General features: G+C 63.0%; 22 protein-coding genes and 1 tRNA gene. 14 read left to right on the top strand and 9 right to left on the bottom strand.

What is annotated here, in order from left to right; translation table 11 throughout:
• Nucleotides 1-4: 4 nt before the first annotated feature.
• Nucleotides 5-1600 (bottom strand): FAD-binding oxidoreductase, encoded by a 1596-nt coding sequence (locus CTR55_RS10380; RefSeq protein WP_296285899.1) that lies wholly within the window; start codon nt 1598-1600, stop codon nt 5-7.
• 159 nt (nt 1601-1759) lie between these two features.
• Here CTR55_RS10380 and CTR55_RS10375 point away from each other — a divergent pair, with 159 nt between their 5' ends.
• Nucleotides 1760-2788, top strand: a complete 1029-nt coding sequence (locus tag CTR55_RS10375; protein WP_296285898.1) for an AraC family transcriptional regulator — start codon at nt 1760-1762, stop codon at nt 2786-2788.
• A gap of 138 nt (nt 2789-2926) precedes the next feature.
• On the opposite strand, the gene glp is transcribed toward CTR55_RS10375, so the two are convergent.
• Nucleotides 2927-4141 carry a gephyrin-like molybdotransferase Glp gene (gene glp / locus CTR55_RS10370; protein ID WP_296285897.1) on the bottom strand — a complete coding sequence of 405 codons (1215 nt, stop codon included), beginning with the start codon at nt 4139-4141 and terminating at the stop codon, nt 2927-2929.
• Nucleotides 4138-4677 carry a molybdenum cofactor biosynthesis protein B gene (gene moaB / locus CTR55_RS10365; RefSeq protein WP_081519428.1) on the bottom strand — a complete coding sequence of 180 codons (540 nt, stop codon included), beginning with the start codon at nt 4675-4677 and terminating at the stop codon, nt 4138-4140. The genes glp and moaB overlap by 4 nt, the downstream gene beginning before the upstream one ends.
• A gap of 70 nt (nt 4678-4747) precedes the next feature.
• Between moaB and mobA the strand changes: the two genes are divergently transcribed.
• From mobA to CTR55_RS10350, 3 genes are all read left to right on the top strand, one after another.
• On the top strand, nt 4748-5335 hold the full coding sequence (gene mobA / locus CTR55_RS10360; RefSeq protein ID WP_296285895.1) for a molybdenum cofactor guanylyltransferase MobA: 588 nt from the start codon (nt 4748-4750) through the stop codon (nt 5333-5335).
• Between the two features lie 91 nt (nt 5336-5426).
• On the top strand, nt 5427-5648 hold the full coding sequence (locus CTR55_RS10355) for a YgdI/YgdR family lipoprotein (protein ID WP_296285893.1): 222 nt from the start codon (nt 5427-5429) through the stop codon (nt 5646-5648).
• Nucleotides 5649-5792: 144 nt separating this feature from the next.
• Nucleotides 5793-5869 (top strand) — tRNA-Pro (locus CTR55_RS10350).
• A gap of 204 nt (nt 5870-6073) precedes the next feature.
• Here CTR55_RS10350 and CTR55_RS10345 read toward each other — a convergent pair.
• Complete coding sequence (locus CTR55_RS10345) at nt 6074-6313, bottom strand: glutaredoxin family protein (protein ID WP_296285892.1); 240 nt, start codon at nt 6311-6313, stop codon at nt 6074-6076.
• Between the two features lie 28 nt (nt 6314-6341).
• Nucleotides 6342-6899: a TetR family transcriptional regulator gene (locus CTR55_RS10340; protein WP_296285890.1), complete on the bottom strand. Its 558-nt coding sequence runs from the start codon at nt 6897-6899 to the stop codon at nt 6342-6344.
• A 177-nt stretch (nt 6900-7076) separates the two neighbouring features.
• On the opposite strand from CTR55_RS10340, the gene CTR55_RS10335 reads away from it, so the two are divergent.
• The 3 genes from CTR55_RS10335 to CTR55_RS10325 all read left to right on the top strand — a co-directional run bounded on the left by CTR55_RS10335 (nt 7077) and on the right by CTR55_RS10325 (nt 10059).
• The gene (locus CTR55_RS10335; protein WP_296285888.1) at nt 7077-7673 is read left to right on the top strand and encodes a glutathione S-transferase family protein; all 597 of its coding nucleotides are present in this window, start codon (nt 7077-7079) and stop codon (nt 7671-7673) included.
• 70 nt (nt 7674-7743) lie between these two features.
• A complete protein-coding gene (locus tag CTR55_RS10330) occupies nt 7744-8610 on the top strand; it encodes an MBL fold metallo-hydrolase (protein WP_296285886.1) in 867 nt (288 codons plus the stop codon).
• Between the two features lie 177 nt (nt 8611-8787).
• Nucleotides 8788-10059: an OprD family porin gene (locus CTR55_RS10325; RefSeq protein WP_296285884.1), complete on the top strand. Its 1272-nt coding sequence runs from the start codon at nt 8788-8790 to the stop codon at nt 10057-10059.
• Between the two features lie 143 nt (nt 10060-10202).
• Here the strand turns inward: CTR55_RS10325 and CTR55_RS10320 are convergent, their stop codons facing one another.
• Nucleotides 10203-11411: an ammonium transporter gene (locus CTR55_RS10320; protein WP_296285882.1), complete on the bottom strand. Its 1209-nt coding sequence runs from the start codon at nt 11409-11411 to the stop codon at nt 10203-10205.
• Between the two features lie 404 nt (nt 11412-11815).
• On the opposite strand from CTR55_RS10320, the gene CTR55_RS10315 reads away from it, so the two are divergent.
• The 5 genes from CTR55_RS10315 to CTR55_RS10295 all read left to right on the top strand — a co-directional run bounded on the left by CTR55_RS10315 (nt 11816) and on the right by CTR55_RS10295 (nt 15518).
• A complete protein-coding gene (locus tag CTR55_RS10315; RefSeq protein ID WP_296285880.1) occupies nt 11816-12133 on the top strand; it encodes a YqjD family protein in 318 nt (105 codons plus the stop codon).
• Nucleotides 12134-12148: 15 nt separating this feature from the next.
• Nucleotides 12149-12529, top strand: a complete 381-nt coding sequence (locus CTR55_RS10310; protein ID WP_296286513.1) for a phage holin family protein — start codon at nt 12149-12151, stop codon at nt 12527-12529.
• Entirely contained in the window at nt 12526-12876 is a 351-nt protein-coding gene (locus tag CTR55_RS10305) for a hypothetical protein (RefSeq protein ID WP_296285879.1), read from the top strand. The genes CTR55_RS10310 and CTR55_RS10305 overlap by 4 nt, the downstream gene beginning before the upstream one ends.
• A 74-nt stretch (nt 12877-12950) precedes the next feature.
• Nucleotides 12951-14117: an EAL domain-containing protein gene (locus CTR55_RS10300; protein ID WP_296285878.1), complete on the top strand. Its 1167-nt coding sequence runs from the start codon at nt 12951-12953 to the stop codon at nt 14115-14117.
• 69 nt (nt 14118-14186) lie between these two features.
• On the top strand, nt 14187-15518 hold the full coding sequence (locus tag CTR55_RS10295) for a deoxyguanosinetriphosphate triphosphohydrolase (protein WP_296285877.1): 1332 nt from the start codon (nt 14187-14189) through the stop codon (nt 15516-15518).
• A gap of 14 nt (nt 15519-15532) precedes the next feature.
• Here CTR55_RS10295 and CTR55_RS10290 read toward each other — a convergent pair whose 3' ends face one another.
• Both CTR55_RS10290 and CTR55_RS10285 read right to left on the bottom strand, forming a co-directional pair.
• A complete protein-coding gene (locus CTR55_RS10290; protein ID WP_296285875.1) occupies nt 15533-19174 on the bottom strand; it encodes a transporter substrate-binding domain-containing protein in 3642 nt (1213 codons plus the stop codon).
• An 8-nt stretch (nt 19175-19182) separates the two neighbouring features.
• Nucleotides 19183-19809 carry a response regulator transcription factor gene (locus CTR55_RS10285; protein ID WP_296286511.1) on the bottom strand — a complete coding sequence of 209 codons (627 nt, stop codon included), beginning with the start codon at nt 19807-19809 and terminating at the stop codon, nt 19183-19185.
• Between the two features lie 855 nt (nt 19810-20664).
• Here CTR55_RS10285 and CTR55_RS10280 point away from each other — a divergent pair.
• The gene (locus CTR55_RS10280) at nt 20665-21081 is read left to right on the top strand and encodes a response regulator (protein ID WP_296285874.1); all 417 of its coding nucleotides are present in this window, start codon (nt 20665-20667) and stop codon (nt 21079-21081) included.
• Here the strand turns inward: CTR55_RS10280 and CTR55_RS10275 are convergent.
• The gene (locus tag CTR55_RS10275; RefSeq protein ID WP_296285873.1) at nt 21062-21409 is read right to left on the bottom strand and encodes a 50S ribosome-binding protein YggL; all 348 of its coding nucleotides are present in this window, start codon (nt 21407-21409) and stop codon (nt 21062-21064) included. The two genes, CTR55_RS10280 and CTR55_RS10275, sit on opposite strands and share 20 nt — an antisense overlap.
• A 232-nt stretch (nt 21410-21641) precedes the next feature.
• On the opposite strand from CTR55_RS10275, the gene dacB reads away from it, so the two are divergent.
• Nucleotides 21642-23078, top strand: a complete 1437-nt coding sequence (dacB, locus tag CTR55_RS10270) for a D-alanyl-D-alanine carboxypeptidase/D-alanyl-D-alanine-endopeptidase (protein WP_296285871.1) — start codon at nt 21642-21644, stop codon at nt 23076-23078.
• Nucleotides 23079-23113: the final 35 nt, after the last annotated feature.

Here is a 23113-nt window from a genome sequence, read left to right as displayed (position 1 = left end):
CGGCTCAGTCCTGCAGCAGGGTGCCGGGGTTGAGCCGGCCGGACGGGTCGAAATGCTCGGCCAGCACCTTGATCGCGGCCATGCCCAGCGGGCCCTTCTCTACTGGCAAATACGGCGCGTGGTCCTTGCCCACGCCGTGCTGGTGGCTGATGGTGCCGCGGTTGTTGGCGATGGTCTGGCTGGCGGCTTGCTTGAGCTTGCGCCAGCGCTCGTGAGTCTCGGCGTAACTGCCGGCCGGGCGGAACACGTAGGTGGTGTAGATGCTCGACCCTTCGCCATAGACGTGGGACAGGTGGGTGAACACGTGCACGCGCTCGCCCTCGGCGGCCAGCCCGTCGCGCAGGCTGCCCTCGATGCGATTGAGCAGGTTGTCGACGTTGCACCAGTCGGTGGCGGTTTCCAGGGTGTCGACCACGTAGCCGTTCTCCCACAGCGCCTCGCGCAGGTAGGGGAAGCGGAAGCGGTTCTGCGCCCACTTCTTGCCCAGCAGGGTGCCGGTGAATACGCCACCGAAGCCTTTGAGCAAGCGGCGCGCGGCGCGCAGCGAAGTCGCGTTCTGGGCGCGGTCGCCGGTGACGCCGAAGGTCAACATGCACTTGCCCTCGGCCGCACCACGCAACTTCAGGTAGCGCTCCAGCCAGGCGATCTGCCCCGGATGGCCGGCCAGCGCCAGTTGGGTAGTGGTCTCGATGGCGTTGGAGAGGCGCAGCATGGACAGTGGCACACGCGCCTGCACCAGGGTGCGGATGCCTTCCAGCGCCTGCTCCCAGGAGGGCAGGAACACTGCATAGAAGCGCTCGTCTTCGGCGATGCGCGTCACCCGCACCTTCACCGACGAGAGAATGCCGAAACGGCCTTCGGAGCCCATCACCACTTCGCGCAGGTCGGGGCCGGCGGAGGACGCCGGGAAGGTCGGGATTTCCAGGCTGCCGGCGAAGGTTTCCAGGGTGCCGCCAGCGAATAATTGCTCGATGCGCCCATAGCGCAGCGACTGCTGGCCGCTGGAACGGCTGACGACCCAACCACCGAGGGTCGAGAGCTCCCAGGACTGCGGGAAGTGGCCGAGGGTGTAGCCACGGGCGCGCAGTTGGCTTTCCACCTGCGGGCCGTTGGCGCCGGGGCCGAAGGTGGCGATCAGGCTCTGCTCGTCCAGCTCCAGCAGGCGGTTCATGTGCTCCAGGGAAACGGTGAGCACCGCCTTGTCGGACACCGGCGGGTTGATGTGGCCGGCCACCGACGTGCCGCCGCCGTAGGGAATCACCAGGCAGTCCCAGAGTTCGGCGAACTTCAGCAGCTCGCGGATCTGCTCGGCGGTCTGCGGGTAGGCCACGCCATCGGGGAACACGCCGAAGTCACCTTCGCGCATCGCCAGCCAGTCCGGCAGGCTCTGGCCGCGGGCGTGCAGCAGGCGATCACGGGCCTCCCGCACCACCAGCGGATGCTCGGGCAGGCGCGATGCCGGCACCTTGGCCAGCACCTGTTCCAGCGTCGCGTCCGGCAGCGTCAGGCCAGGGCCGACCAGCTCGGCGAGAAAGCCGCGCCCGTTATCGGGCAGTTCCACCACCGTCGTTTCTTCACCCCAGCCGTTCCAGCGTCGCATGCCCGCTCCTTCTTGTTCAGGGTCTGAACCCGCTATTTCGATTGCTATTTCGGTGCCGCGTAATGGCTGCCTATACTAGCCAGCCGCCCTGCCCTGTCACTGTCGGATCAAGACAGGCGCAGTTGCCGATCGAGACACCGAAGAACAAGAACGAACGCCATGCATTCCCTCGGCTATACCTCCGTCCCCGCACTGCTGAAGTACCTGCGCCACGCCGAGTCCCTCGGCATGGACCTGGACATCGCCCTTGAGACCGCGGGTCTCGAGCGCTCGCAACTGAGCGACAACAGCCAGCGCCTGCCCAGCGAGGCCCACGAGCGCCTGCTGCAACACCTGTGCGCGCACTCCGGCGATCCGCTGTTCGGCCTGCACTCCGCGCGCTTCGTGCAGCCCGGCTCGTGGAGCGTGCTGGGTTACATCACCATGAACTGCGCCAACCTGGGCGAGGCCATGGGCCGCATCATTCCCTACGAAAAGCTGGTCGGCGACATGGGCGTCAGCCGCCTGGAGCCCGGCGAAGGCCACATCAAGCTGATCTGGAACTGCCGCCACGAGGCCGAGCAGATTCGCCGACACATGGTAGAAAACGTGCTGGCGTCCTGGCTGCTCTATGCCCGCTGGATCGCCGACACCCAGGGCTCGCCGCAGGAAGTCTGGTTCGAGCACGCGCAGCCTGAAGGCACCGACATTGCCGAGTACGAGCAGTTGTTCGGCTGCCCGGTGCGCTTCGCACAAACCTGCAGCGCGCTGCTGGTGCCACTGAACCTGCTGGCCTACCCACTGCGCCAGGCCGACGCCAACCTGTTGCGCACCCTGGAAGAGCATGCCCTGGCGCTAATGGCCGAACTGGATGACGACGAACCGCTGCCGCTACGGGTGAAGAACGCCCTGCGCCTGCTGCTCAAGGATGGCCTGCCGCGCAAGGAGCGAGTCGCCGAGCGCTTCGAGATGACCGTGCGCACCCTCCAGCGCCACCTGCAGCAGGCCGGCACCAGCTACCAGCAGATCCTCGACGAACTGCGCCAGGAACTGGCCGAGCACTACCTGGTGCACAGCGACCTGCCGATTCAGGACATCGCCCAATACCTGGGCTTCACCGAATCGCGCTCGTTCCACCGCAGCTTCAAGGGCTGGACCGACCAGACACCCGGCGAATATCGCCAGCTGAATAAAAAAACGCCGGTCTGAGACCGGCGTTTTTCATCGAACCGCAAGCGGGTTCGGCCTTGCGTAGGAGCGGACTCCGTCCGCGATTGGCTGATCGCCACGCCAGGCTCACCCAAGGAGCGGCTGACAAGACATCGCGGACAGAGTCCGCTCCTACATTCAGTCCAGCAACTCGCTGAACGGAATGAACGCCAGCCAATCACCCTCCGCGAGCGTCATCCCCTCGCGCACCTCCGCCAACCCCTCCGCCCAGGCCGCGCTGCGCAGCACGCCGGAGCTCTGGTTGGCGTAAGGCACCGCGCGGCCATTCTCCAGACGAGCGCGCAGGTACTCGCGGCGGTTGCCCGGCTTGGTCCAGTGGAAGCCCGCCGGCACCTGCAGGCGCAACGGCTCGACCTTCTGCATGCCGAGACGGCGCATCAGGTAGGGCCGCGCCAGCAGCGCAAAGGTCACCAGGGTGGACGCAGGGTTGCCCGGCAGGCCAATCACCGGCACCTGCTGGTAATGCCCGACGGTCAGCGGCTTGCCCGGCTTGATCGCCAGCTTCCACAGCGCCAGCTCGCCCGCTTCGCGCAGGGCCGCGCCGAGGAAGTCCGCCTCGCCGACGGACACACCGCCGGTGGAGAGGATCAGGTCCACATTCGACAATCCGGCCAGTGCCGCGCGGGTGCGCTCCAGGTCGTCCGGCAGGATGCCGGCATCCACCACTTCACAACCGAAACGCTGCAGCCAGGTGCGCAGCAGATGGCGGTTGCTGTTGTAGATCTGCCCCAGCGCCAGCGGCCGGCCTGGTTCGACCAACTCGTCGCCGGTAGAAAGCAAAGCCACGCGCGGGCGGCGACGGACTTTCAGCTCGGCCTGACCGAGCGAGGCGGCCAGGCCGATCTCTATGGGGCCCAGGCGCGTGCCTGCCGGCAGCACACAGTCACCCTTGCGGGTTTCCTGGCCTTGCGGGCGTATATGCTGGCCAACCTTGAGCGCTTCGCGGAAACGCACGCGGCCATCGTCCAGCACTTCGACGTTTTCCTGCATCTCGACGCAGTCGGCGCCTTCAGGCACCGGCGCGCCGGTAAAGATGCGCACACAGGTACCCGGCTGCAGCGGCTCCCCCGCCTGCCCGGCGAAGATCTTCTGGCTGACCGGCAGCGCCTCGCCCTGCCAATCGGCCTGGCGCAGCGCATAGCCGTCCATGGCGCTATTCGGCCACGGCGGCAGATCCAGGCCAGCCAGCAGCGGCTCGGCCAGAACGCGGCCGTCCACCTCCGCCAGCGGCAGGGTTTCGCTGTCGAGGATCGGGGATTGCTCGGCCAGGGTCAGCAGGCGCGCCAGGGCGTCCTCGACCGGCAGCAGGCCAGGCTTGTCGCAGCAGCTCATCCGCGGCTCTCGCAGGGCGCCGCCTTCTTCAGGTGCGGCACGAAGTTGCACGGGCGGTGGCTGGCATCCAGTTGCTCGCCGAGGATGCCGTCCCAGGCGGTGCGGCAAGCATTGGTGGAGCCCGGCAGGCAGCAGACCAGGGTGCCGTTGGACAGGCCAGCCAGCGCGCGGGACTGCACGGTGGAGGTGCCGATGTCGGCCACGGAAATCTGCCGGAACAGCTCGCCGAAGCCGTCCACCACTTTATCCAGCAGGCAGGTCACGGCTTCCGGGGTACTGTCGCGGCCGGTGAAGCCGGTGCCGCCGGTGACCAGCACGACCTGCACTTCATCCTCGGCGATCCAGGTCGCGACCTGGGCGCGGATGCGGTAGAGGTCATCCTTGAGCAGGACGCGGGCAGCCAGGTTGTGCCCGGCGGCCTTCAGGCGGTCGACGAACAGCTGGCCGGAGGTGTCGGTTTCCAGGGTGCGGGTGTCGCTGACGGTGAGGACGGCGATGTTCAGCGGGACGAATGGCTGCTCGGCCTTGTGGCTCATGATGAGGGCCCTTGCTTGTGAGGTGGGAATGCGCGGTGTTATATCACAGGCCCGTTCCGGAGACCCTGACATGCCACAAGCCCTGCTGCCCCCCTGTTCCGTCCTGATTCTCGCCGGTGGACGCGGCCAGCGCATGGGCGGCCAGGACAAGGGCCTGCTGGATTGGCAAGGCCGCCCGCTGGTGAGCTATGCCGCCGCCCTCGCCCGCCCCTTCAGCGACGACCTGATCATCTCCTGCAACCGCAACGCGGACGTCTATGCCGGCTTCGCCGACCGCCTGGTGCAGGACGACAGCGTGGACTTCCCCGGCCCGCTGGCCGGTATCCGCGCGGGCCTTGCCGCCGCACGTCACCCTCATCTATTGGTACTGCCCTGCGATGCGCCACGTCTGGATGCCGAGTTGCTTGAGCGCCTACTGCTCGCATCAGCCGCCGCACCGGACGTGGTGCATATGCTGCGCTGCGGCACGCAGTGGGAACCGCTGTTCAGCATCATTCCGCTGACCCTGCGCGCACGGATAGAAGAAGCCTGGCATCAGGGCGACCGCAGCCCGCGCCATGTATTCTCCAACCTGGGCCTGCAAGCGGTGGATTGCCCGGCCGAAGATCCGCGTCTGGCTAATCTGAATACCCCCGAGCTGCTCTATCACGCCCGATAGCAACGCATTGGAAAATTTTCCGGGAACTATGGCGCGAAACCGTCGGTCAGACTTTTCGTACCTTTTTGTTCGCTCATCAGGAGATTCACTCATGAACAAACGGATGCTTCCCGCCTTCCTGCTCGCCCTGGGCTTCGGAGTGCTCGCTGGTTGCTCCACTCCGTCCGTCATCACCCTGAACGATGGTCGTGAGATTCAGTCGGTCGACAAACCCCAGTACGACGAAGAATCCGGCTTCTATGAGTTCGAACAGCTGGATGGTAAAACCGCCCGTGTGAACAAGGATCAGGTACGGACCGTCAAGGACCTCTGATTCCCCCGCGGATGAGAACGCCCCGCTGGCCCTGATCGGTCTGCGGGGCGTTCGTGTTTTCACGGGGGGACCAAGTTATTTTCAAAAAATTTTCGCTAACCCCTTGTGCATCAAAAGTTTTTCGGTAGAATGCGCGCCATCAAACGGAGCGTAGCGCAGCTTGGTAGCGCGTCTCGTTCGGGACGAGAAGGTCGCTGGTTCGAATCCAGTCGCTCCGACCAAATCCCGAAAAACCCGCCTAACGGCGGGTTTTTTATTGCCTGCGATTTTCCCCCAATGAAGAACTCGTAGGCATGAAAAAGCCCGTCCAACAGGACGGGCTTTTTCATGGGCGACTCCAAGCCGCCCGGACTTGCGCAACGCCAGCGGCGGGGACGCACTCACGGCCAGCTCGCCATTCTCACGGTGGACCGATAGCGAATGCATCAGCGGCTGAGGAAGGCGGCGACCTGTTCGGCATCAAAGGGCCAGTTGAGTTCGCCACCGGAATCGCAGCGACGTAATACGGGGATAGTCAGGCCGTATTGCTCGACCCATTCCTCGCGGTCGGCGATGTCCACCAGTTCGACCAGCAGGCCGTGCTCGACAAAGGGCATCAGCACCGCTTCGGCCACTTCGCAGAGGTGGCAGCCGAGGGTGCCGAATAGTTGGCATTCCGGGGGCATGGAGGGCTCCAGGGTTGGCGGCATGGGTTCAGACTCCGGCGTGCTTGAGCAGAGTGTCTGCCACGGCGCGGGCTTCTCGCCCCTGCTGCGCCGGGCCCTGCATGTGCGCCATCACTAGCACGCCCTCGAGCAGGTACTGCAACTGGCGGGCCAGGGCTTCCGGCTCTGCGGCGCCAAGGCGCGATAGCTGGGCGGCGAAGAAACGGCCAAGGAAGGCCTTGTGCTCGGCGGCCTGCTGGTGAATGGGGTGTTCGCGGTCATGGAATTCGCCGGCGGCGTGGATGAAGGCGCAGCCGCAGAAGTCCGGGCTGTTCAGCACCTCCTGCAAGCCGTCGAAGATCGCCAGGATCGCCTCACGGGGCGCGAGAATGCGTTCAGCCACTTCCATCCGCTCGACCATGCGGGCGTGACGCTGCTCCAGCGCCGCCATGATCAGTTCGTCCTTGGACTTGAAGTGCTTGTACAGCGTCATCTTCGCGACGCCCGACTCGGCGAGGATGCGGTCGATGCCGGTGGCGTGGTAGCCCTCGCGGTAGAACAGATCCTGGGCGGTGTTGAGCAGCAGTTCGCGTTTGCTGGATGCCATGGCATTACCTCCTGACCGGACATTATGCGCGAGGCTTGGCCCCCATGGGGAGCCGGGCCGTTTCCGGCAGCGTCAGCGCGAAGGTCGATTGGCGGGTGGTCATTTCACTTGAACTATACAGACCTGTCTGTCTAATATCTATTGCACCACCCCACACCACTGCACAGGACTTTCGCCATGAAGCTCCACGACGTCGCACTTTCCGGTAACTGCTACAAGGTTCGCCTGTTCCTCGGGCTCATCGGCCAGAAAGCCGAGCTGCTGCCGGTGGACCTGATGGGCGGGGCGCACAAGCGACCGGCCTTCCTGGCGATCAACCCGCGCGGCCAGGTACCCGCGCTGGAGGATGGCGAACTGCGCCTGGGCGACTCCCATGCCATCCTCGCCTACCTCGCCCGGCAGTACGCCGAGCCGCACTGGAACCCGCAGGACGCCATTAGCCAGGGCCGCATCGCCAACTGGTTGAGCTTCTCGGCCAACGAGGTACAGCACGGCCTGGCGATGGCGCGGGTGATCCAACTGTTCAAGCGCCCCGGCGACCTGGCCGCCGCCCAGGCCAAGGGCCGCCATGCGCTGGAGTTGCTGGACGCGACGTTGGCCGATCATCGCTGGCTGGCGCAGACGGACAAGCCGAGCATCGCCGACATTGCCGTCTATCCCTACGTCACTCTGGCACCGGAAGGCGGCCTGGAACCGTCCGCCTATCCCTATGTACAGGACTGGCTGACCCGCGTTCGCGCCCTGCCTGGCTACGTCGCGCAACCCGCCTTCTGACTCGATCTTCTGGTTGGCCGCGCTGCCCACAAGGCGGCGCCCTCCTCCGTTCCACGAAAAGGTATTGCCGATGCGTCTGCCATCCCTCTTGCTGGCTGGGCTGTTCGCCCTCACCTGCCTGAACCTCCAGGCCGCCGACCTGCGTTTCTCGCTGATCCGAACCTCAGGCATCACCACGCTGGATGCCTTCACTGTGGCTGACGGCGACTGGACGCGGAAGGTCCCGATGAACCACACCGCCGTGCTGGTTCAGCACCACGCCGCCACCCTGCTCTTCGACACCGGCCTGGGCAGCCAGGCGGACGCCCAGTTCAAGCAGGACATGCCCTGGTGGGACAAACCGCTGTTCCGCTACGAAGGCCTGAAGCCGGCACGCGAGCAGCTGCAGGGCAGCGGAATCCGCATCGACCGGATCATCCTCTCCCACGCCCACTGGGACCATGCCTCGGCCCTGTCTGACTTCCCTGAAGTCCCGGTCTGGGCGACTTATGACGAGATCAACTACGCACACATCGCCCAGCCACCGGCAGTATTCCCCAGCCAGTTCCGCCATCCGGTGAAGTGGATGCCCTTCCAGTTCGAATCCGGTCCGTTCCTGAGCTACGACCGCAGCCTCGACCTGTTCGGTGACGGCAGCCTGGTTCTGGTGCCGATGCGCGGCCATACGCCCGGCTCGGTCGGCCTGTTCATCACCCTCGATGACGGCCGGCGCTTCTTCTTCAGCGGCGACACCACCTGGCGGCTGTCCGGCTTCACCGGCCCTCACGAGAAGTTCTGGGTCAGCCGCAAACTAGTGGACAGCGACCGTGACCAGACCCTGGCCGAAGTGGCCCGTGTGCACGCACTGATGCTTGCCTATCCAAAGCTGACCGTCGTGCCCGCCCATGACGCCGAGGTGCAGGACAAACTCGGCTACTACCCCCGCTGGATCGAGTGAAAGCCACGCCAGTCACCACTCAGCGCTTCAATAGGCAGCTCACTAATCAGCGACTAAGGTCTAAGAGTCGTCAACATTCGGTAATGATTTAGTAGATAGGCTGTAACAGGTTGACATGTCGGCCCTGATCCAACCGGCATTATCAGACTGCCCCAAGCGCTCGAGGAGACAATAACAATGAGCAAGACCCCGATCGCCCGTGCCGTGGCTTTGGCCACGCTGGGTACCAGCTTTATCGTTCCGACACTCGCCCACGCCGACTTCATCAAGGACAGCAAGGCCAGCGTCGAACTGCGTAATTTCTACTTCAACCGCGACTTCCGCCAGGACAGCCCGCCCCCTGCCCAGAACAAGGCAGAGGAATGGGCCCAAGGGTTCATCCTCAAGTACGAGTCCGGCTACACCGACGGTACCATCGGTGTCGGCGTCGACGCCCTGGGCACGCTGGGCCTGAAACTCGATTCCTCGCCTGACCGCAGCGGCACCGGCCTGCTGCAACGCTCCTCCAGCGACAAGCGCGCCGAGGACAGCTACGGCGACCTGGGCGTCACCGCCAAGCTGCGCGCGTCCAAGACCACCCTGAAGGGCGGCACCCTGATGCCGAAGATGCCGGTGGTGCAGTTCAACGACACCCGCCTGCTGCCGCAGACCTTCAGCGGCTTCGCCCTGAACTCCGCGGAACTCGACGGCCTGACCGTCGACGGTGGCCGCCTCTATCAGGTCAACCAGCGCGATTCCTCGGACTACGAGGACATGACCATCACCGGCGGCGGCAAGCGCAACATCAAGCTCGGCGATAGCCTCACCTCCAACAAGTTCCTGTTCGGCGGCCTCACCTACAAGTGGACCGACAGCCTGAGCACCAGCTACCACTACGGCGGCCTGGAAGACCTCTACAAGCAGCACTACCTGAACCTGATCCATGTGCTGCCGATCGCCGACAAGCAATCGCTGAAGTCCGACATCCGCTGGGCCAAGTCCGATGACGACGGCGGCAGCAACGTCGACAACAAGGCGCTCAACGCCATGTTCACCTACGCCCTGGGCTACCATGCTTTCGGGCTGGGCTACCAGAAGATGAGCGGCGACACCGGCTTCGCCTACATCAACGGTACCGACCCCTACCTGGTGAACTACATCCAGATCGGCGACTTCGCCAACAAGGACGAGAAATCCTGGCAGGCGCGCTACGACTACAACTTCGCCGGCCTCGGCATTCCCGGCCTGACCTTCATGACCCGCTACGTGAAAGGCGACAACATCGACCTGATCACCACCGATGGCGAAGGCAAGGAATGGGAGCGCGACACCGATATCGCCTACGTCTTCCAGGACGGCCCGCTGAAGAACCTGGGCTTGAAGTGGCGTAATGCGACCATGCGCACCAACTACACCAACGATTACGACGAGAACCGTCTGATCGTCAGCTACACCATGCCGCTCTGGTAACCCCCACGGCATGATGAAAAAGCCCGGCAGATGCCGGGCTTTTTCTTGCCTGTTCTTCGTAGGAGCGTGCTGGCTCGCGAACCTCCCTCGGGGGTTGCTTCGATACGAAACGGCTCGCGAGCAAGCTCGCTCCTACAATACTTTCAGTCCTGACTGAGCGCCCCAATCTTGTGGATCGACAGGTCGGCGCCGTAGTACTCCTCTTCTTTCGTCAGGCGGATGCCGACAACCGACTTCACCAGGCCGTACACCAGCAGGCCACCGGTAAAGGCGACGACCACACCCAGCAGCGTACCGATCGCCTGACTGGCCAGGCTGACCCCACCCAGACCGCCCAACGCCTGCTGGCCGAAGATACCGCAGGCGATGCCACCCCAGGCACCGCACAGGCCGTGCAGCGGCCAGACGCCGAGTACATCGTCGATCTTCCAGCGCACCTGGGTCGCGGTGAAAGCCCAGACGAATAAAGCGCCCGCCACCATGCCGGTCGCCAGTGCCCCGATGGGGTGCATCAGGTCGGAACCGGCGCAGACCGCCACCAACCCTGCCAGCGGCCCGTTGTGCAGGAAGCCAGGGTCGTTACGCCCGACCAGCAGCGACGCCACGGTGCCGCCGACCATCGCCAGCAACGAGTTCACCGCCACCAGCCCGCTGGCGCCGGCCAGGGACTGAGCGCTCATCACGTTGAAGCCGAACCAGCCGACAATGAGGATCCAGGAACCCGCCGCGAGGAACGGAATATTCGACGGCGCGAAAGCGACCAATCGACCCTCGCGATAACGACCATTGCGCTGCCCCAGCAGGACCACCGCCGCTAGCGCCAGCCAACCGCCAAAGGCATGCACCACCACGGAGCCGGCGAAATCATGGAAGGCCGCACCGAACTCAACCTTCAGCCAGCCCTGCAGGCCGAAGTTGCCGTTCCAGATCAGCCCCTCGAAGAACGGATAGATGAAGGCGACGATCAGCGCCGTGGCGCAGAGCTGCGGCCCGAATCTGGCGCGCTCGGCGATCCCGCCGGAAATGATCGCGGGAATCGCCGCAGCGAAGGTCAGCAGGAAGAAGAACTTCACCAGCACGTAGCCGTTTTCGTTCGCCAGGGTCGCTGCCGGCTGCAGGAAAGTGACGCCATAGGCGATCCAGTAGCCGACGAAGAAGTACGCCAGGGTCGAGATCGCGAAGTCCGAGAGAATCTTCGCCAAGGCGTTCACCTGATTCTTCAGGCGCACCGTGCCCACTTCCAGGAAGGCGAAGCCCGCGTGCATGGCCAGCACCATGACCGCGCCCATCAGGAGGAACAGCGTGTTGGAGCCGTGGACCAGCGTCTCTACGGCACTATTGAGGTTTTCCATCGCTACAGGCAGCCCCGGAGGTCAAAGGGAAAGCACCAAAACGGCTCGCGGCGACCCAGCGTCGCACCACACTGAAGCAGCGCTGCACCACCGGGGAGCCGAGCACTGAACCAGAATGGCCCACGGGCACTCTGGTCAGCGTTGCAATTTCCTGTACTTCCTTATGTTTTTCAGTGGTTTGAGCGTCTATTCCCGGCCCTTCCAGGCACCGGGAACGCCCCGCCGTGGGGCGCTCGGCTCTCCATGCGCACCAGAGAAATGCAAGCGGCATACCACCGGCAAAACAATCAGCGACTAGGCTTCAACTCGCACACAGGAGCTGGCCCATCGTGAATTTATGAGAAACTTTCCCGCCCCTCTCGGGCTCGAAAACCAGGAACCGCAACTCGCACAAGGAGCATCACATGCCTCGCAAGACCGCAGCGAACTCCGCCAAGGATGAACTCCTGGCCGAATTCCAGGCCCTCGTCAGCGACACCGAAAAACTCCTGCAAAGCTCCGCCGAACTGGCGGGCGCCGAAGCCGACCAGATGCGCGCACAGATCCACGAGAGCCTCAAACGCGCTCGTGACGCCATCTACTCCACCAAGGACTCCGTGCGCGACCAGGGCAAGGCCGCCGTGGATGCCACCGAGGACTACGTCGGTGACCACCCGTGGCAAGCCGTGGGCATCGCCGCCGGTATCGGCTTCCTTCTCGGCCTGCTGGTCAGCCGGCGCTGATCGATGAGCGACGGAATGGACGCCGGGCCGAAGACTTCGGCCAACTCCCCTTCCCCGCGGCGCTTCGGCGCCGCGATTCTCGGCCTGCTGCACGGGCACGTCGAACTGCTCGGCATCGAGCTGCAGGAGCAGAAGTCCCGCACCGTGCAGATGCTGCTGATGGCGGGCCTCGCGCTGGTCTTCGCCCTGCTTCTGCTGGTGGCGCTGTCGGTGCTGGTGCTGATTGTCTTCTGGGACAGCTACCGCCTGCAGGCTGCTATCGGGCTCTGCCTCTTCTATGTTGGCGGCAGCCTGCTCTGCGCCTGGCGCCTGCACAGGCTGATCAGCGACGAGAGCTCGCCGTTCAGCGCCACCCTCGAAGAACTGGCCCGAGACCGGGAGCGACTGTTGCCATGAGCGAAATGCCGGACGCCCGCAACCTGACCCGTACCGAGTTGCGCAAGGCCATCATCCGCCTGCGCCTGGAGATGCAGCGCCAGCAAATCCGCCAGGAAGGCGAATTGCTGCTACAGCCTCTGAAGCAGGCCCGCAGCCTCGGCCAGAACCTGCGCAGCGGCCTGAGCGGCAGCGCTCCGCTTTGGGGGGCCGGCGGGGCCGCCGCACTGGCGCTGCTACTCGGCCGTAAACGCCGATGGAGTCGCTTGCTGCGAGTAGGCATCGCCCTCGTACCGATCATTCTGCAGATGCGCAGTAAACCTGATCCGCAAGGCCCGCCGGCCCCTCGGCGCGCCTCTGACGACTAGACTGGCCACATTCTTGCTTTGTGACAGGAATCCGCGCCACGGCGCTTCCTGTCACGCCACTAAGGATGTGTCCCTTGATCGACGGGCAACCAACAGCCTGCTTCCAGCCCTTCATCGACACCGCGACCGGACTGATCGCCGGGGTCGAGGCACTCGGACGGCTACGCCAGGACAACGGCGATCTCCTCTCGGTCGGCCCGCTGTTCTTCAACCCGCGCGTCGGCCTGGCTGAACTACGCCGTCTCGATCGGCAAATCCGTGACGCCGCCCTCGCCCGCATCCACGAAGCGCCCAAGGACTGGTTCCTCAGCCTGAACATCTCGCCGCGCTGGATCAGCCGCCTGCGCCCCAACCAACCATTGCCCAGCCTCAAGCAATTACAGCAACAAGGCGTATCGCCGGAGCGCGTGGTGTTCGAGATTACCGAACTGGGCGGCGCCCATCGGCGTCTGCCGGAAGTGGTCGCGCGCTATCGGGATGCAGGCGCGCGAATCGCCATCGATGATTTCGGCGCCGGCTACTCGCAGTTGGACAGAGTCCTGGCGCTGCAACCGGACATCCTCAAGCTGGACATGCGCCTGTTTCAGGAAGCCGCCCGCGGCGGCCCCAGCGGCGAAGTGGTGAAAGCCCTGGCACAGATGGCCGAGAAAACCGGCTGCTGGATCATCGCCGAGGGCGTGGAGACCGAAGAGGAAATGGATTTCGCCCTGGAGTGCGGCGCTCGCTACGTGCAGGGCTACCTGTTCGCCAAGCCAGCGCTGGAACTCCCTGCCAGCGACGCCTTCCGCGAATCTTTCGCCCAACACCGCGATCGCTATGTGCGCCGCAAACTGCACGAGCGCGCCAACCTCATCCAACTGCGCCGGCAACTCGCCGAGCTGATGGACATGCTGCGCCCCTGGGCTGAAAGTGGCGCCATCCTCAGCAGCCTGCCACCGGTGCCGGAGTCCTTCAGCCGTCTTCTGCGCATCTACCAATGCGACCGCCACGGTACCCAGACCTCACCCAACCTGGAATGGAACGGCCTGTTCTGGAAGGAGAACCGTCGGTATCTGGGACACAACTGGTCCTGGCGCCCCTACTTCTACCAGTTGCTCGCCGAGGGCTGGGAGGAGCGCCGCCTGACGCTCTCCAACACCTACCGCGACGCCACCACCAACCAGTACTGCATGACCGCAGGCCAGTTCATCGACCAGGGGCGACGCCTTCTCCTCATCGACATCGACGCTGAAGGCCTCTAGCGTCGCGATTGAGATTGCCGGCGCGAACGGCTAGCGTTGCCGGTAACTCTCTCGATCGCGGAAAGAAGAATGGATTGGCATACCCTGCTCCCCCGGGAGCGCCTCGGCAAACCGGTGCACAGCAGCGCCGAACTCGGCCGCAGCGCCTTCCACAAGGACCACGACCGTATCATCTTCTCCGGTGCCTTCCGCCGCCTGGGCCGCAAGACCCAGGTACACCCGGTATCGAGCAACGACCACATCCATACCCGCCTGACTCACTCGCTGGAGGTCGGCTGCGTCGGCCGCTCACTGGGCATGCGCGTCGGCGAGATCATCCGCGACCGCCTGCCGGAATGGTGCGACCCGGCGGACCTGGGCGTGATCGTGCAGTCCGCCTGCCTGGCTCACGACATCGGCAACCCGCCCTTCGGCCACTCCGGCGAAGATGCGATCCGCCACTGGTTCCAGCAGGCCGCCGGGCGCGGCTGGCTGGATGGCATGAGCGACGGAGAGCGCTCGGACTTCCTGCACTTCGAAGGCAACGCCCAGGGCTTCCGTGTCCTCACCCAGCTCGAATACCACCAGTTCGACGGCGGCACGCGCCTGACCTACGCCACCCTCGGCACCTACCTGAAGTACCCCTGGACAGCGCGCCACGCCGACTCCCTGGGATACAAGAAGCACAAGTTCGGCTGCTACCGCAGCGAGCTGCCGCTGCTGGAGCAGATCACCCAGAAGCTGGGCATGCCGCAACTGGAAGACGAACGCTGGGCGCGCCATCCGCTGGTCTACCTGATGGAGGCCGCGGACGATATCTGCTACGGCCTGATCGACCTGGAAGACGGTGTGGAAATGGAGCTGCTCGACTACAGCGAAGTGGAAGCGCTGCTGCTTGACCTGGTCGGCGACGACCTGCCGGAAACCTACCGCCAGCTCGGCCCGAAGGACTCCCGCCGGCGCAAGATGGCGATCCTGCGCGGCAAGGCCATCGAACACCTGACCAATGCCGCCGCACGAGCCTTCGTCGAGCAGGAACCGGCCCTGCTCGCAGGCACCCTGCAAGGCGATCTGGTGGAGCACATGCATGGCCGGGCCAAGCGCTGCGTGCAGCGGGCCAAAGGTATGGCGCGGGAAAAGATCTTCCAGGACAAGCGCAAGACGCTACACGAGATCGGCGCCTACACCACCCTGGAAATCCTGCTGAATTCCTTCTGTGGCGCCGTGCTGGAACAGCACCGTCAGAGCACGCCCTCGTTCAAGAACCAGCGCATCCTCGACTTGCTGAGTCACTACGCGCCGGACCCGAGCTGGACGCTCTATCGTTCCTTCTTGCGCGTAACAGACTTCATCGCCGGCATGACCGACAGTTATGCCACCGAGATGGCGCGCGAAATGACCGGCCGCTCCAGCCCGAGCTGAAGCGGCCGTACAGGCTAGGCGGCCAGTTTCCGCAGTTGCAGCAATAGATCATCCTGCAAGGACGCCATGGCCTGCTCTACAGCCAAGGCACGGGAGCGTAGCTCCCCACTGTCAAGCCCGTCCTTGCAGCCACCTTCCAACTTGCCGCACAACTCCTGGAGCGTATCTGCGTTGACCAGGCGCGCCGCGCCCTTCATGCGATGGGCAAGATCTGCCAATTGCTTCCAGTCACTCGCTTCCCAGAGCGGCTGCACCTGATCGATGTCGATCCGGTTACTACTGTGCAACTCCTCCAGCAGGCGGCGGATCAATCCGGGATTGCCCCCGGTCATCTCCCGTAACGCCTTCAGATCGACCCCATCGGCACCCGCCTCCTCCTCGGCAACCGGACTCTCGGAGACTGCAATCTTCGGAATCACTTCCAGCCGCACACGCAGGTTATCCAGGCCGATGGGCTTGAACAGGCAGTCATCCATGCCCGCTCGCCGGCAGCTCTCGATCTCGTCAGGCTGGGCATTGGCCGTGAAGCCGTAGATCACGCAGGGCTGAGCCTCCATTTCCTGCTCGACTTCGCGGATCCGCCGAGCCAGACCATAACCATTGAGCACCGGCATGTTGCAGTCGGTGATCACCAGATCGAAATCACCCGGATGCCATAACTGCAGCGCCTGAACGCCATCGGATGCGACTTCAACCTGATGCCCCAGGTGCTCCAGTTGCTGGGACAGCAGCATTCGGTTGGCAACGTGATCGTCGACCACCAGCACCTTCAACGAATGGACCGAAGCTTGTAGTTCCACCACGGGTTCCGCTTTGGCCTTCGGCAGCGACTCCAGAGTCTGGAGCAACAGTTTGACCGTGACCGTGGTGCCTTCGCCGGGGCGACTCTCCATACGCACCGTACCGCCCATCATTTCCGCCAGCTTGCGGCAGATGGTGAGCCCCAGGCCCGTACCGCCACGGCTTTCATTGCCGCTGCGAGCCACCTGGCTGAAGGGTTCGAACAACTGGCGCTGCTCGTCTTCGGAGACGCCAATCCCGCTGTCCTGCACGCTGACCTCGAGAGCCAGACGCTCGCCGGCAACACGCTCGCCATAGACGCGGACCTTCACATGGCCATAGTCGGTGAACTTGATCGCGTTACTCACCAGGTTCGACAGAATCTGCTTGAAGCGCAACGGATCGATCAGCACATCGCAGGCCGTCTCCGCTTCGATTTCCAGCCGGAGCTCCAGCGCCTTCTGTCGGGCAAGCCCATCGAATACTCGGGCAACCGACTCCACCAGCTCTCGCAGGTGCGCTCGCTCGGGCATCAGAGTCAGACGCCCGGACTCGATCTTGGCCACGTCGAGAATGTCGCCAATCAGCGTCAGCAAAGAACGCGCCGAGTCATAGGCTACCTCGACCGGTTCACGCTCCCAGTGCCCCTGACCAGCGCGAGTCAATGCCAGCTCCAGCATCCCGATGACCGCATTCATCGGTGTGCGAATCTCATGGCTCATCGTGGCCAGGAACGTGCTTTTCGCGCGGTTGGCTTCCTCAGCCTGCTCCTTGGCGGCCTCCAGCTGATGGTGCAGGCGCTCCCGCTCGGTGACATCCATCCAGCCCGTCACGACACCGGACACCTCCCCGCTTGGCCCGCGGTATGGCGTGGCCCAGTAATAAATCTCACGTACCTCCTCACTAATCTGCAGGATCAGGTCGGAGGCCACCTTGCTGTCCTGGTCCATGGCCTGCTGATGGATCAGTTGCAGCGCTTGCGCATCCCGTGGGGCCAGCCACGGGCAATCGATCACCCGCGAACCCTCCGCCGACTCGCGGGGCATTCCGGTCGCCTTGAGGAAGCCGATGTTGCAGGTCACCAGACGCCCGTCGCGATCCCGGACCGCCACAGGCTGCGGGATACCATCGATCAACGTGCGCTTGAACTCGAGGCGGTAATTGAGTTCTTTCTCGTGATCCTGGCGTCGACGCACCTTGCGCCACAGCCGCCAGTTCCAAATCAGCACGACCAGCAATGCCAACGCCGCCGCCCAGGCAAGCTGAATGAACTGCGTGCGATAGCCTTGCCAGACACTGTCCGGCCTCTCCACGCTGGCGAACCAGCGAGTGGTGATATTGCTCAGGTCCTCGGGCGAGATGGCCAGTATCGCCTTGTTGAGAATGCTCAGCAGTTCCGGGTCAGCCTGGGACACCGCCAGCGAAAATTGCCCCGGCTCGCGATCCAGGGCCAGAGCAATCTTCAGATCCGGGTAATATCGCGAAATCAGGTAGTTGGCGGAAGAAAGCAGGTGGATACCCGCGTCGATCTTCCCCTCGCTGATCATCGACAGGTCGTCGACGTTGTTCTCAACCTCGACCAGCTTCACCTGCGGATGATGCGCGCGCATGAAGTCGGCAATGATCGATCCCTTGGGGACCGCGACATTGTGACCATCAAGGTCGTCCAACGAGTGAAGCCAGTCGCTCCTGCCCGACACCACAACCACGAAGGATGCGCTCATGTAAGGCCGAGTGAAGCCCAGCCACTCCTCACGCTGTGCGGTAGGGGTCAAGGCTGCGATCACATCGGCCTTGCCCGTTCGCACCTGGTCCAGCATCGCCGTGACACTGGGCTGCGGGCGCACATCGAAGTCGATGCCGGTGCGCCCCTGGATCAGATCGAGCAGATCGGCGGCAATACCGCGGAACTGTCCCTGGGCGTCAAAGAACGAAACGGGGGCAAGTGCCTGATCGATCACAACCTTCGGGCGCGGATGCCGGTCCAGCCAGCGCTGCTCCTGGGGCGTCAGGATCAGACGCTGGCTGGCGATGGCGTTGGTCCCGCCGGTACTCCAGCGACGCTGAATGGTTTGCTCGGCCTGCCGTGGGATAGCAGTCAGGGTACGGTCGAGAATGCTCAACAGCGTGTGCTCCGACGCACCCACGGCGAAGCTGAAGCCTTGGTCATTGAAGCTGGCGAAATTGAGCAGCTTGAGATTGGCCAGATAGCCCTGGCTGATCAGATACTGCGCACTGAAAGCATCGCCGACGAACAAGTCCGCCTGACCAAAGGCGACCGCCTCCAACGCCCGGCGAACCGACCGGTAGCTCTGCACCGAAGCACCGGCGAAGTATCTGTCGCGCGTCTCCGCCGAGTAGTAGTCGCTGACCACGGCGATGCGCTTTCCAGCGAGCTGATCCGCACGGTCCAGACGTGTGCTTTCCGGCCCGATGATCACGGGCTGGTTGAAGAAGTACGGTCGGGACAGTGCTATACCAGGCTCCTCCGCCTCATACCCGGTGGCTCGACTCAGCAAATCGATGTCGCCACGCAACAAAGCCGCCATGGCGGAGTCCCTGTCAGGGTAACGCCGTACTTCCAACCGGACATTCAGGGTGTCAGCGAGGATCCCGCTGACATCAGCGGTGATACCCTCCAGGTCCGTTCCACTGCCCGTGATGTCGAAGGGCGCGTAATCCGGCGCACTCACCCCCAGACGCAGCGTCCGCCTGTCCCTGAGCCACTGCCAGTCGGAATCGCTCAATTGCACCTTGACCGGCTCGTCCGCGGAACGAGCCAGCAGGTTCATCGTGGTCCAGTCGTGCTGCTCCGCCATCACCCATCCGCAACCGATGAGTAGCAACACACCAAAGAGAAAGCGGAAGCGGCACATCACTCACCTCAGACCAGCGCGTTCCGCTTGGCGAACTCAATCAGATCCACCAGCGAATGAGCATTGAGCTTCAGCAGCAGCCGGGTCTTGTAGGTGCTGACCGTCTTGTTGCTGATGAACATCTGCTCGGAAATTTCCTTGTTCGAGTAGCCGTTGGCGAGGTACTGGAGCACCGCCATCTCTCGGTCGGACAGGCGCTGGATGAGCTCCTGGTCATCCATCTGTCCATTGTTGCGGCGGGTCTGACGCACGGCGGTGCTGGGGAAATAGTTGTAGCCGGCGACCACCGCGTTGACCGCGCTGATCAGCTCCGACAAACCACCCTGCTTGCAGACGAAGCCCGATGCGCCGGCCTGCATGCAGCGCATGGCAAACAACGAGGCACTCTGCCCGGTCAGTACCAGCACCTTGAGCGGAAGCTCGAAAGCGGAAATTCGGCTGACCACCTCCAGGCCATCGAGCCTGGGGATGCCAATATCCAGAACGACGAGGTCCGGGACCAGATCCTTGACAAGCGAAAGCGCGTCCACACCGTTGTCGGTCTCCCCGACGATGACATGGCCTTCCTTTTCCAGCAGTACACGCATTGCCATGCGTATGACCGGGTGATCATCGACAATAAGAACTTTGCTCATCAAGCTTCCTCCCACAGACTCATCGAAATGAAATATCCGTCGGTAAGATATATGCCAAGCTTGTTCTGTCGAGATTAAACCCCCTCATTATCCACCATTAGAGGGTTTTCCTACGCAACATCTAAATAATTCCTACAAATAACTCTCAACCGAGCAGGCCCCACCATCGCTCCGCAAGAAGATTCCGACACCAAACAGGAGAAAAGCTGACTTCGAACCCTGAGAAACCTCGGCACTATCTCTGCATATCCCGTCTATCAGACCTCAATATGCTTCTGGACATTTTTCCGCGAACTCAGAACGAGCACATCGAAAACAATTTTCGCTCCCTGCTCAACGGAGCCACCTCAGGCAACGAGACGCTCTATCACGGACCTAAGACCGGAGAGTTCCCTCTCTGCCCAAGCCATGTCTCCTTCTCGCATGGCTGGCGACCAGCCTCGCGCTGGCGAATAGCTGGCTATCTTCACATTCGCTGTCGGACAGCGTCTGACAAGTAGAATCGCTATTCCCCTCGGCTCGCAGTTCGTATAGACAAACTCGGAGATTCGATCCCAGCCAATTCGGATACATCCCCAAACACCATGAAAGCCAAGTACCCAGAGACTTGCCCATGGGAAACAGAAAAGGAAACAGCCCTCACAGCCACAACAAATACGACAACAATCAACCCAGTCGCACTAAAGAATAAAAACCCAAACACACCTTGTGATCTGCAACTGGCTTTTCTTTAGCCCATTTCATTTCGTTGAATGCCTGAAAACCGAACGCCAGCAATAAATTTTGACCATCTGAAGCAGCTTCCCGCATAGACGTTCATCAATTGCCTCTCTCAACCTCAAGGAACCATTAGCCATGCAGGACAATAAATTCAGCATCCTGATTGTCGAAGACCATCCTTTCCAGTTGATTGCAGTGCAAATGCACCTGAACAGATTGGGTTTCTTCAGATTGGCTCCCGCCCTTGACGCCAACGAGGCGCGTGAAGAGTGCGCACGCCGCACAGAGCCCTTCGACCTGCTGCTCTGCGATATCAATCTGCCGGACACCAACGGCGTCGACCTGCTCAAGGAGCTCACCGAGGCGGGGCAGATTCGTCAGGCTGTGTTCCTGAGTTGTCGCGAAGCGGAGGAGCTGCAGGCCCTGCAGAACACTCTGCGTGAACGCGGGCTACCCGTTCTGGCCTGCCTGTCGAAACCCCTCGACCAATGGGCGCTGATGCGGGCCCTGGAAGCGGAAGAGGGCCTAAGGCTCATTGAGCAGGCGGATTGACCGACTGCTCCGGATACCAGGCGTCCGTCAGTGGGCCGAGGTTGAAACCGGCGAGTTCCGGTTGCTGTTTCAACCACCCGTCAATGAGCTCCCGCTGTTGCGCGTTTACCGAGCCGCGCCGGGCAAGGCAAATGAAGCCGTACTCATCGCAACCGCTATAGACCAGATTATTTGACTCTACGGCATCGGCGGCGAAGCGCTTCATGAAAGCATCGATAGCTCCTTCGCCCTGTCCTTCCAGGTACTGAAAACTCAATTCGAATCCGAGTTCCTGGAACTCATCGACACACAACTTCTTGCGCAAACGGCGGGAACGCTGGGTAGCCATCCAAACTCTCCTCATGAGGGCATTCGCCTCTCATTGAATGGTGTGTCTAATGCAAACCCTGGACTTGCACCCCCGAGACGACCGGCATTCGAAGGCCAGCGCATCCTGGAACGGCTTGCGGCATAATGTGCCGCAGCTCCCGGTCCAACAGGGAGTATTTCATCTGTAGTGTTGCGCTTCATCTTTTCATTTTTTCAAGTCAATGCCCGACCACTGGGATGTCACCCTTTCTATGTTCAAATCTCTGCGCGTCCTTGCTCTCGCTACTTTATTGCCCTTCGCCCTGCCGGCCATTGCCCAGATCAACTCCACCCTGCCCGAGCGCGTACAGAAAGCGCTGAAGGCCAGCAAACTCACCGATGACGCCCTGTCGCTGGTGATGATTCCCCTGGAAGGTCCCGGCAACGCCACCTATTTCAATGCCGACGTTTCGGTGAACCCGGCGTCGACCATGAAGCTGTTCACGACTTATGCCGCCCTGGAAATGCTCGGCCCGACCTATCAGTGGCAGACCGAGTTCTACACCGACGGCCAGCTCAAGGATGGCACGCTCAACGGCAACCTCTTCCTCAAGGGCGGTGGCGACCCCAAGCTGAACCTGGAGAAGCTCTGGCTGATGATGCGCGACCTGCGCGCCAACGGCGTGCGCAAGGTCACCGGAGACCTGGTGCTGGACCGCAGCTATTTCAATATTCCGCAGCTGCCGGTGTTCAACGACGACGGCGGCGACGATAACAAGCCGTTCCTGGTCGGCCCAGACTCGCTGATGGTCAACCTGAAGAGCGTGCGCCTGGTGATTCGCACCGAAGGCAACAAAGCCACCGTCCTGATGGATCCTCCGTTGGCCAACGTGCGTATCGACAACCAGATACAGGTGAGCAAGGCGGCGGCCTGCCCCGCTTGGCCGAAGTTGCGCTTCAGCCCAATGACCCAGTTCGACGGCACCTCGCTGGTCGCCACCGGGCAGATCCCGCAGGGCTGCAGCGCCCAGACCTACATGTCGCTGCTCGATCACCCGAGCTACACCGCTGGCGCCGTACGCGGCATCTGGCAGGAGCTGGGCGGCAGCATCCTCGGCAAGGACCGCGAAGGCGCCGTGCCGAAGAACGCCACTCTGCTGGCCCGTGCAATGTCTCCGGACGTCGTGGAAATCATCCGCGACATCAACAAGTTCAGTAACAACACCATGGCCCGCCAGTTGTTCCTCTCCGTGGGTCGCCAGTATCGCAACGGCGCCGACGCTGACGACGCCCAGGCCGCACAGCGAGTGATTCGCCAGTGGCTGGCGCGCAAGGGCATCACCGCGAGCCACCTGGTGATGGAGAACGGTTCGGGCCTGTCCCGCGACGAGCGCGTCAGTGCCCGCGAGATGGCAGCCATGCTGCAGGCCGCGTGGCACAGTCCCTATGCCGCGGAATACATCTCCTCGCTGCCGATCGTGGCGAAGGACGGCACCATGCGCAAACGCCTGCGCGGCACACCCATGGCCGGCGAAGCCCACGTGAAGACCGGCACCCTGAATACCGTGCGCGCCCTCGCCGGCTTCAGCCGGGACGCCAACGGGCGTTCCTGGGTGGTCGTGGCAATTCTCAACAGCAACCGACCGTGGGGCGCTTCGTCGATCCTCGACCAGGTACTGCTGGACCTCTACAGCAGCACCAAGCGCTGAGAGCACGCGAACCCCGGCCAACAGGCCGGGGTTTT

It is taken from the genome of Pseudomonas sp., from assembly GCF_002796985.1.
GTDB lineage: Bacteria > Pseudomonadota > Gammaproteobacteria > Pseudomonadales > Pseudomonadaceae > Pseudomonas.
This window is presented reverse-complemented; position numbering and strand designations above follow the sequence as displayed.

Excerpts from the sequence above, each read along its gene's own strand:
- CTR55_RS10380 (WP_296285899.1), bottom strand. The coding sequence starts at position 1,600 with ATGCGACGCTGGAACGGCTGGGGTGAAGAAACGACGGTGGTGGAACTG.
- CTR55_RS10375 (WP_296285898.1), top strand. The coding sequence starts at position 1,760 with ATGCATTCCCTCGGCTATACCTCCGTCCCCGCACTGCTGAAGTACCTG.
- glp (WP_296285897.1), bottom strand. The coding sequence starts at position 4,141 with ATGAGCTGCTGCGACAAGCCTGGCCTGCTGCCGGTCGAGGACGCCCTG.
- moaB (WP_081519428.1), bottom strand. The coding sequence starts at position 4,677 with ATGAGCCACAAGGCCGAGCAGCCATTCGTCCCGCTGAACATCGCCGTC.
- mobA (WP_296285895.1), top strand. The coding sequence starts at position 4,748 with ATGCCACAAGCCCTGCTGCCCCCCTGTTCCGTCCTGATTCTCGCCGGT.
- CTR55_RS10355 (WP_296285893.1), top strand. The coding sequence starts at position 5,427 with ATGAACAAACGGATGCTTCCCGCCTTCCTGCTCGCCCTGGGCTTCGGA.
- CTR55_RS10345 (WP_296285892.1), bottom strand. The coding sequence starts at position 6,313 with ATGCCCCCGGAATGCCAACTATTCGGCACCCTCGGCTGCCACCTCTGC.
- CTR55_RS10340 (WP_296285890.1), bottom strand. The coding sequence starts at position 6,899 with ATGGCATCCAGCAAACGCGAACTGCTGCTCAACACCGCCCAGGATCTG.
- CTR55_RS10335 (WP_296285888.1), top strand. The coding sequence starts at position 7,077 with ATGAAGCTCCACGACGTCGCACTTTCCGGTAACTGCTACAAGGTTCGC.
- CTR55_RS10330 (WP_296285886.1), top strand. The coding sequence starts at position 7,744 with ATGCGTCTGCCATCCCTCTTGCTGGCTGGGCTGTTCGCCCTCACCTGC.
- CTR55_RS10325 (WP_296285884.1), top strand. The coding sequence starts at position 8,788 with ATGAGCAAGACCCCGATCGCCCGTGCCGTGGCTTTGGCCACGCTGGGT.
- CTR55_RS10320 (WP_296285882.1), bottom strand. The coding sequence starts at position 11,411 with ATGGAAAACCTCAATAGTGCCGTAGAGACGCTGGTCCACGGCTCCAAC.
- CTR55_RS10315 (WP_296285880.1), top strand. The coding sequence starts at position 11,816 with ATGCCTCGCAAGACCGCAGCGAACTCCGCCAAGGATGAACTCCTGGCC.
- CTR55_RS10310 (WP_296286513.1), top strand. The coding sequence starts at position 12,149 with ATGGACGCCGGGCCGAAGACTTCGGCCAACTCCCCTTCCCCGCGGCGC.
- CTR55_RS10305 (WP_296285879.1), top strand. The coding sequence starts at position 12,526 with ATGAGCGAAATGCCGGACGCCCGCAACCTGACCCGTACCGAGTTGCGC.
- CTR55_RS10295 (WP_296285877.1), top strand. The coding sequence starts at position 14,187 with ATGGATTGGCATACCCTGCTCCCCCGGGAGCGCCTCGGCAAACCGGTG.
- CTR55_RS10290 (WP_296285875.1), bottom strand. The coding sequence starts at position 19,174 with ATGTGCCGCTTCCGCTTTCTCTTTGGTGTGTTGCTACTCATCGGTTGC.
- CTR55_RS10285 (WP_296286511.1), bottom strand. The coding sequence starts at position 19,809 with ATGAGCAAAGTTCTTATTGTCGATGATCACCCGGTCATACGCATGGCA.
- CTR55_RS10280 (WP_296285874.1), top strand. The coding sequence starts at position 20,665 with ATGCAGGACAATAAATTCAGCATCCTGATTGTCGAAGACCATCCTTTC.
- CTR55_RS10275 (WP_296285873.1), bottom strand. The coding sequence starts at position 21,409 with ATGGCTACCCAGCGTTCCCGCCGTTTGCGCAAGAAGTTGTGTGTCGAT.
- dacB (WP_296285871.1), top strand. The coding sequence starts at position 21,642 with ATGTTCAAATCTCTGCGCGTCCTTGCTCTCGCTACTTTATTGCCCTTC.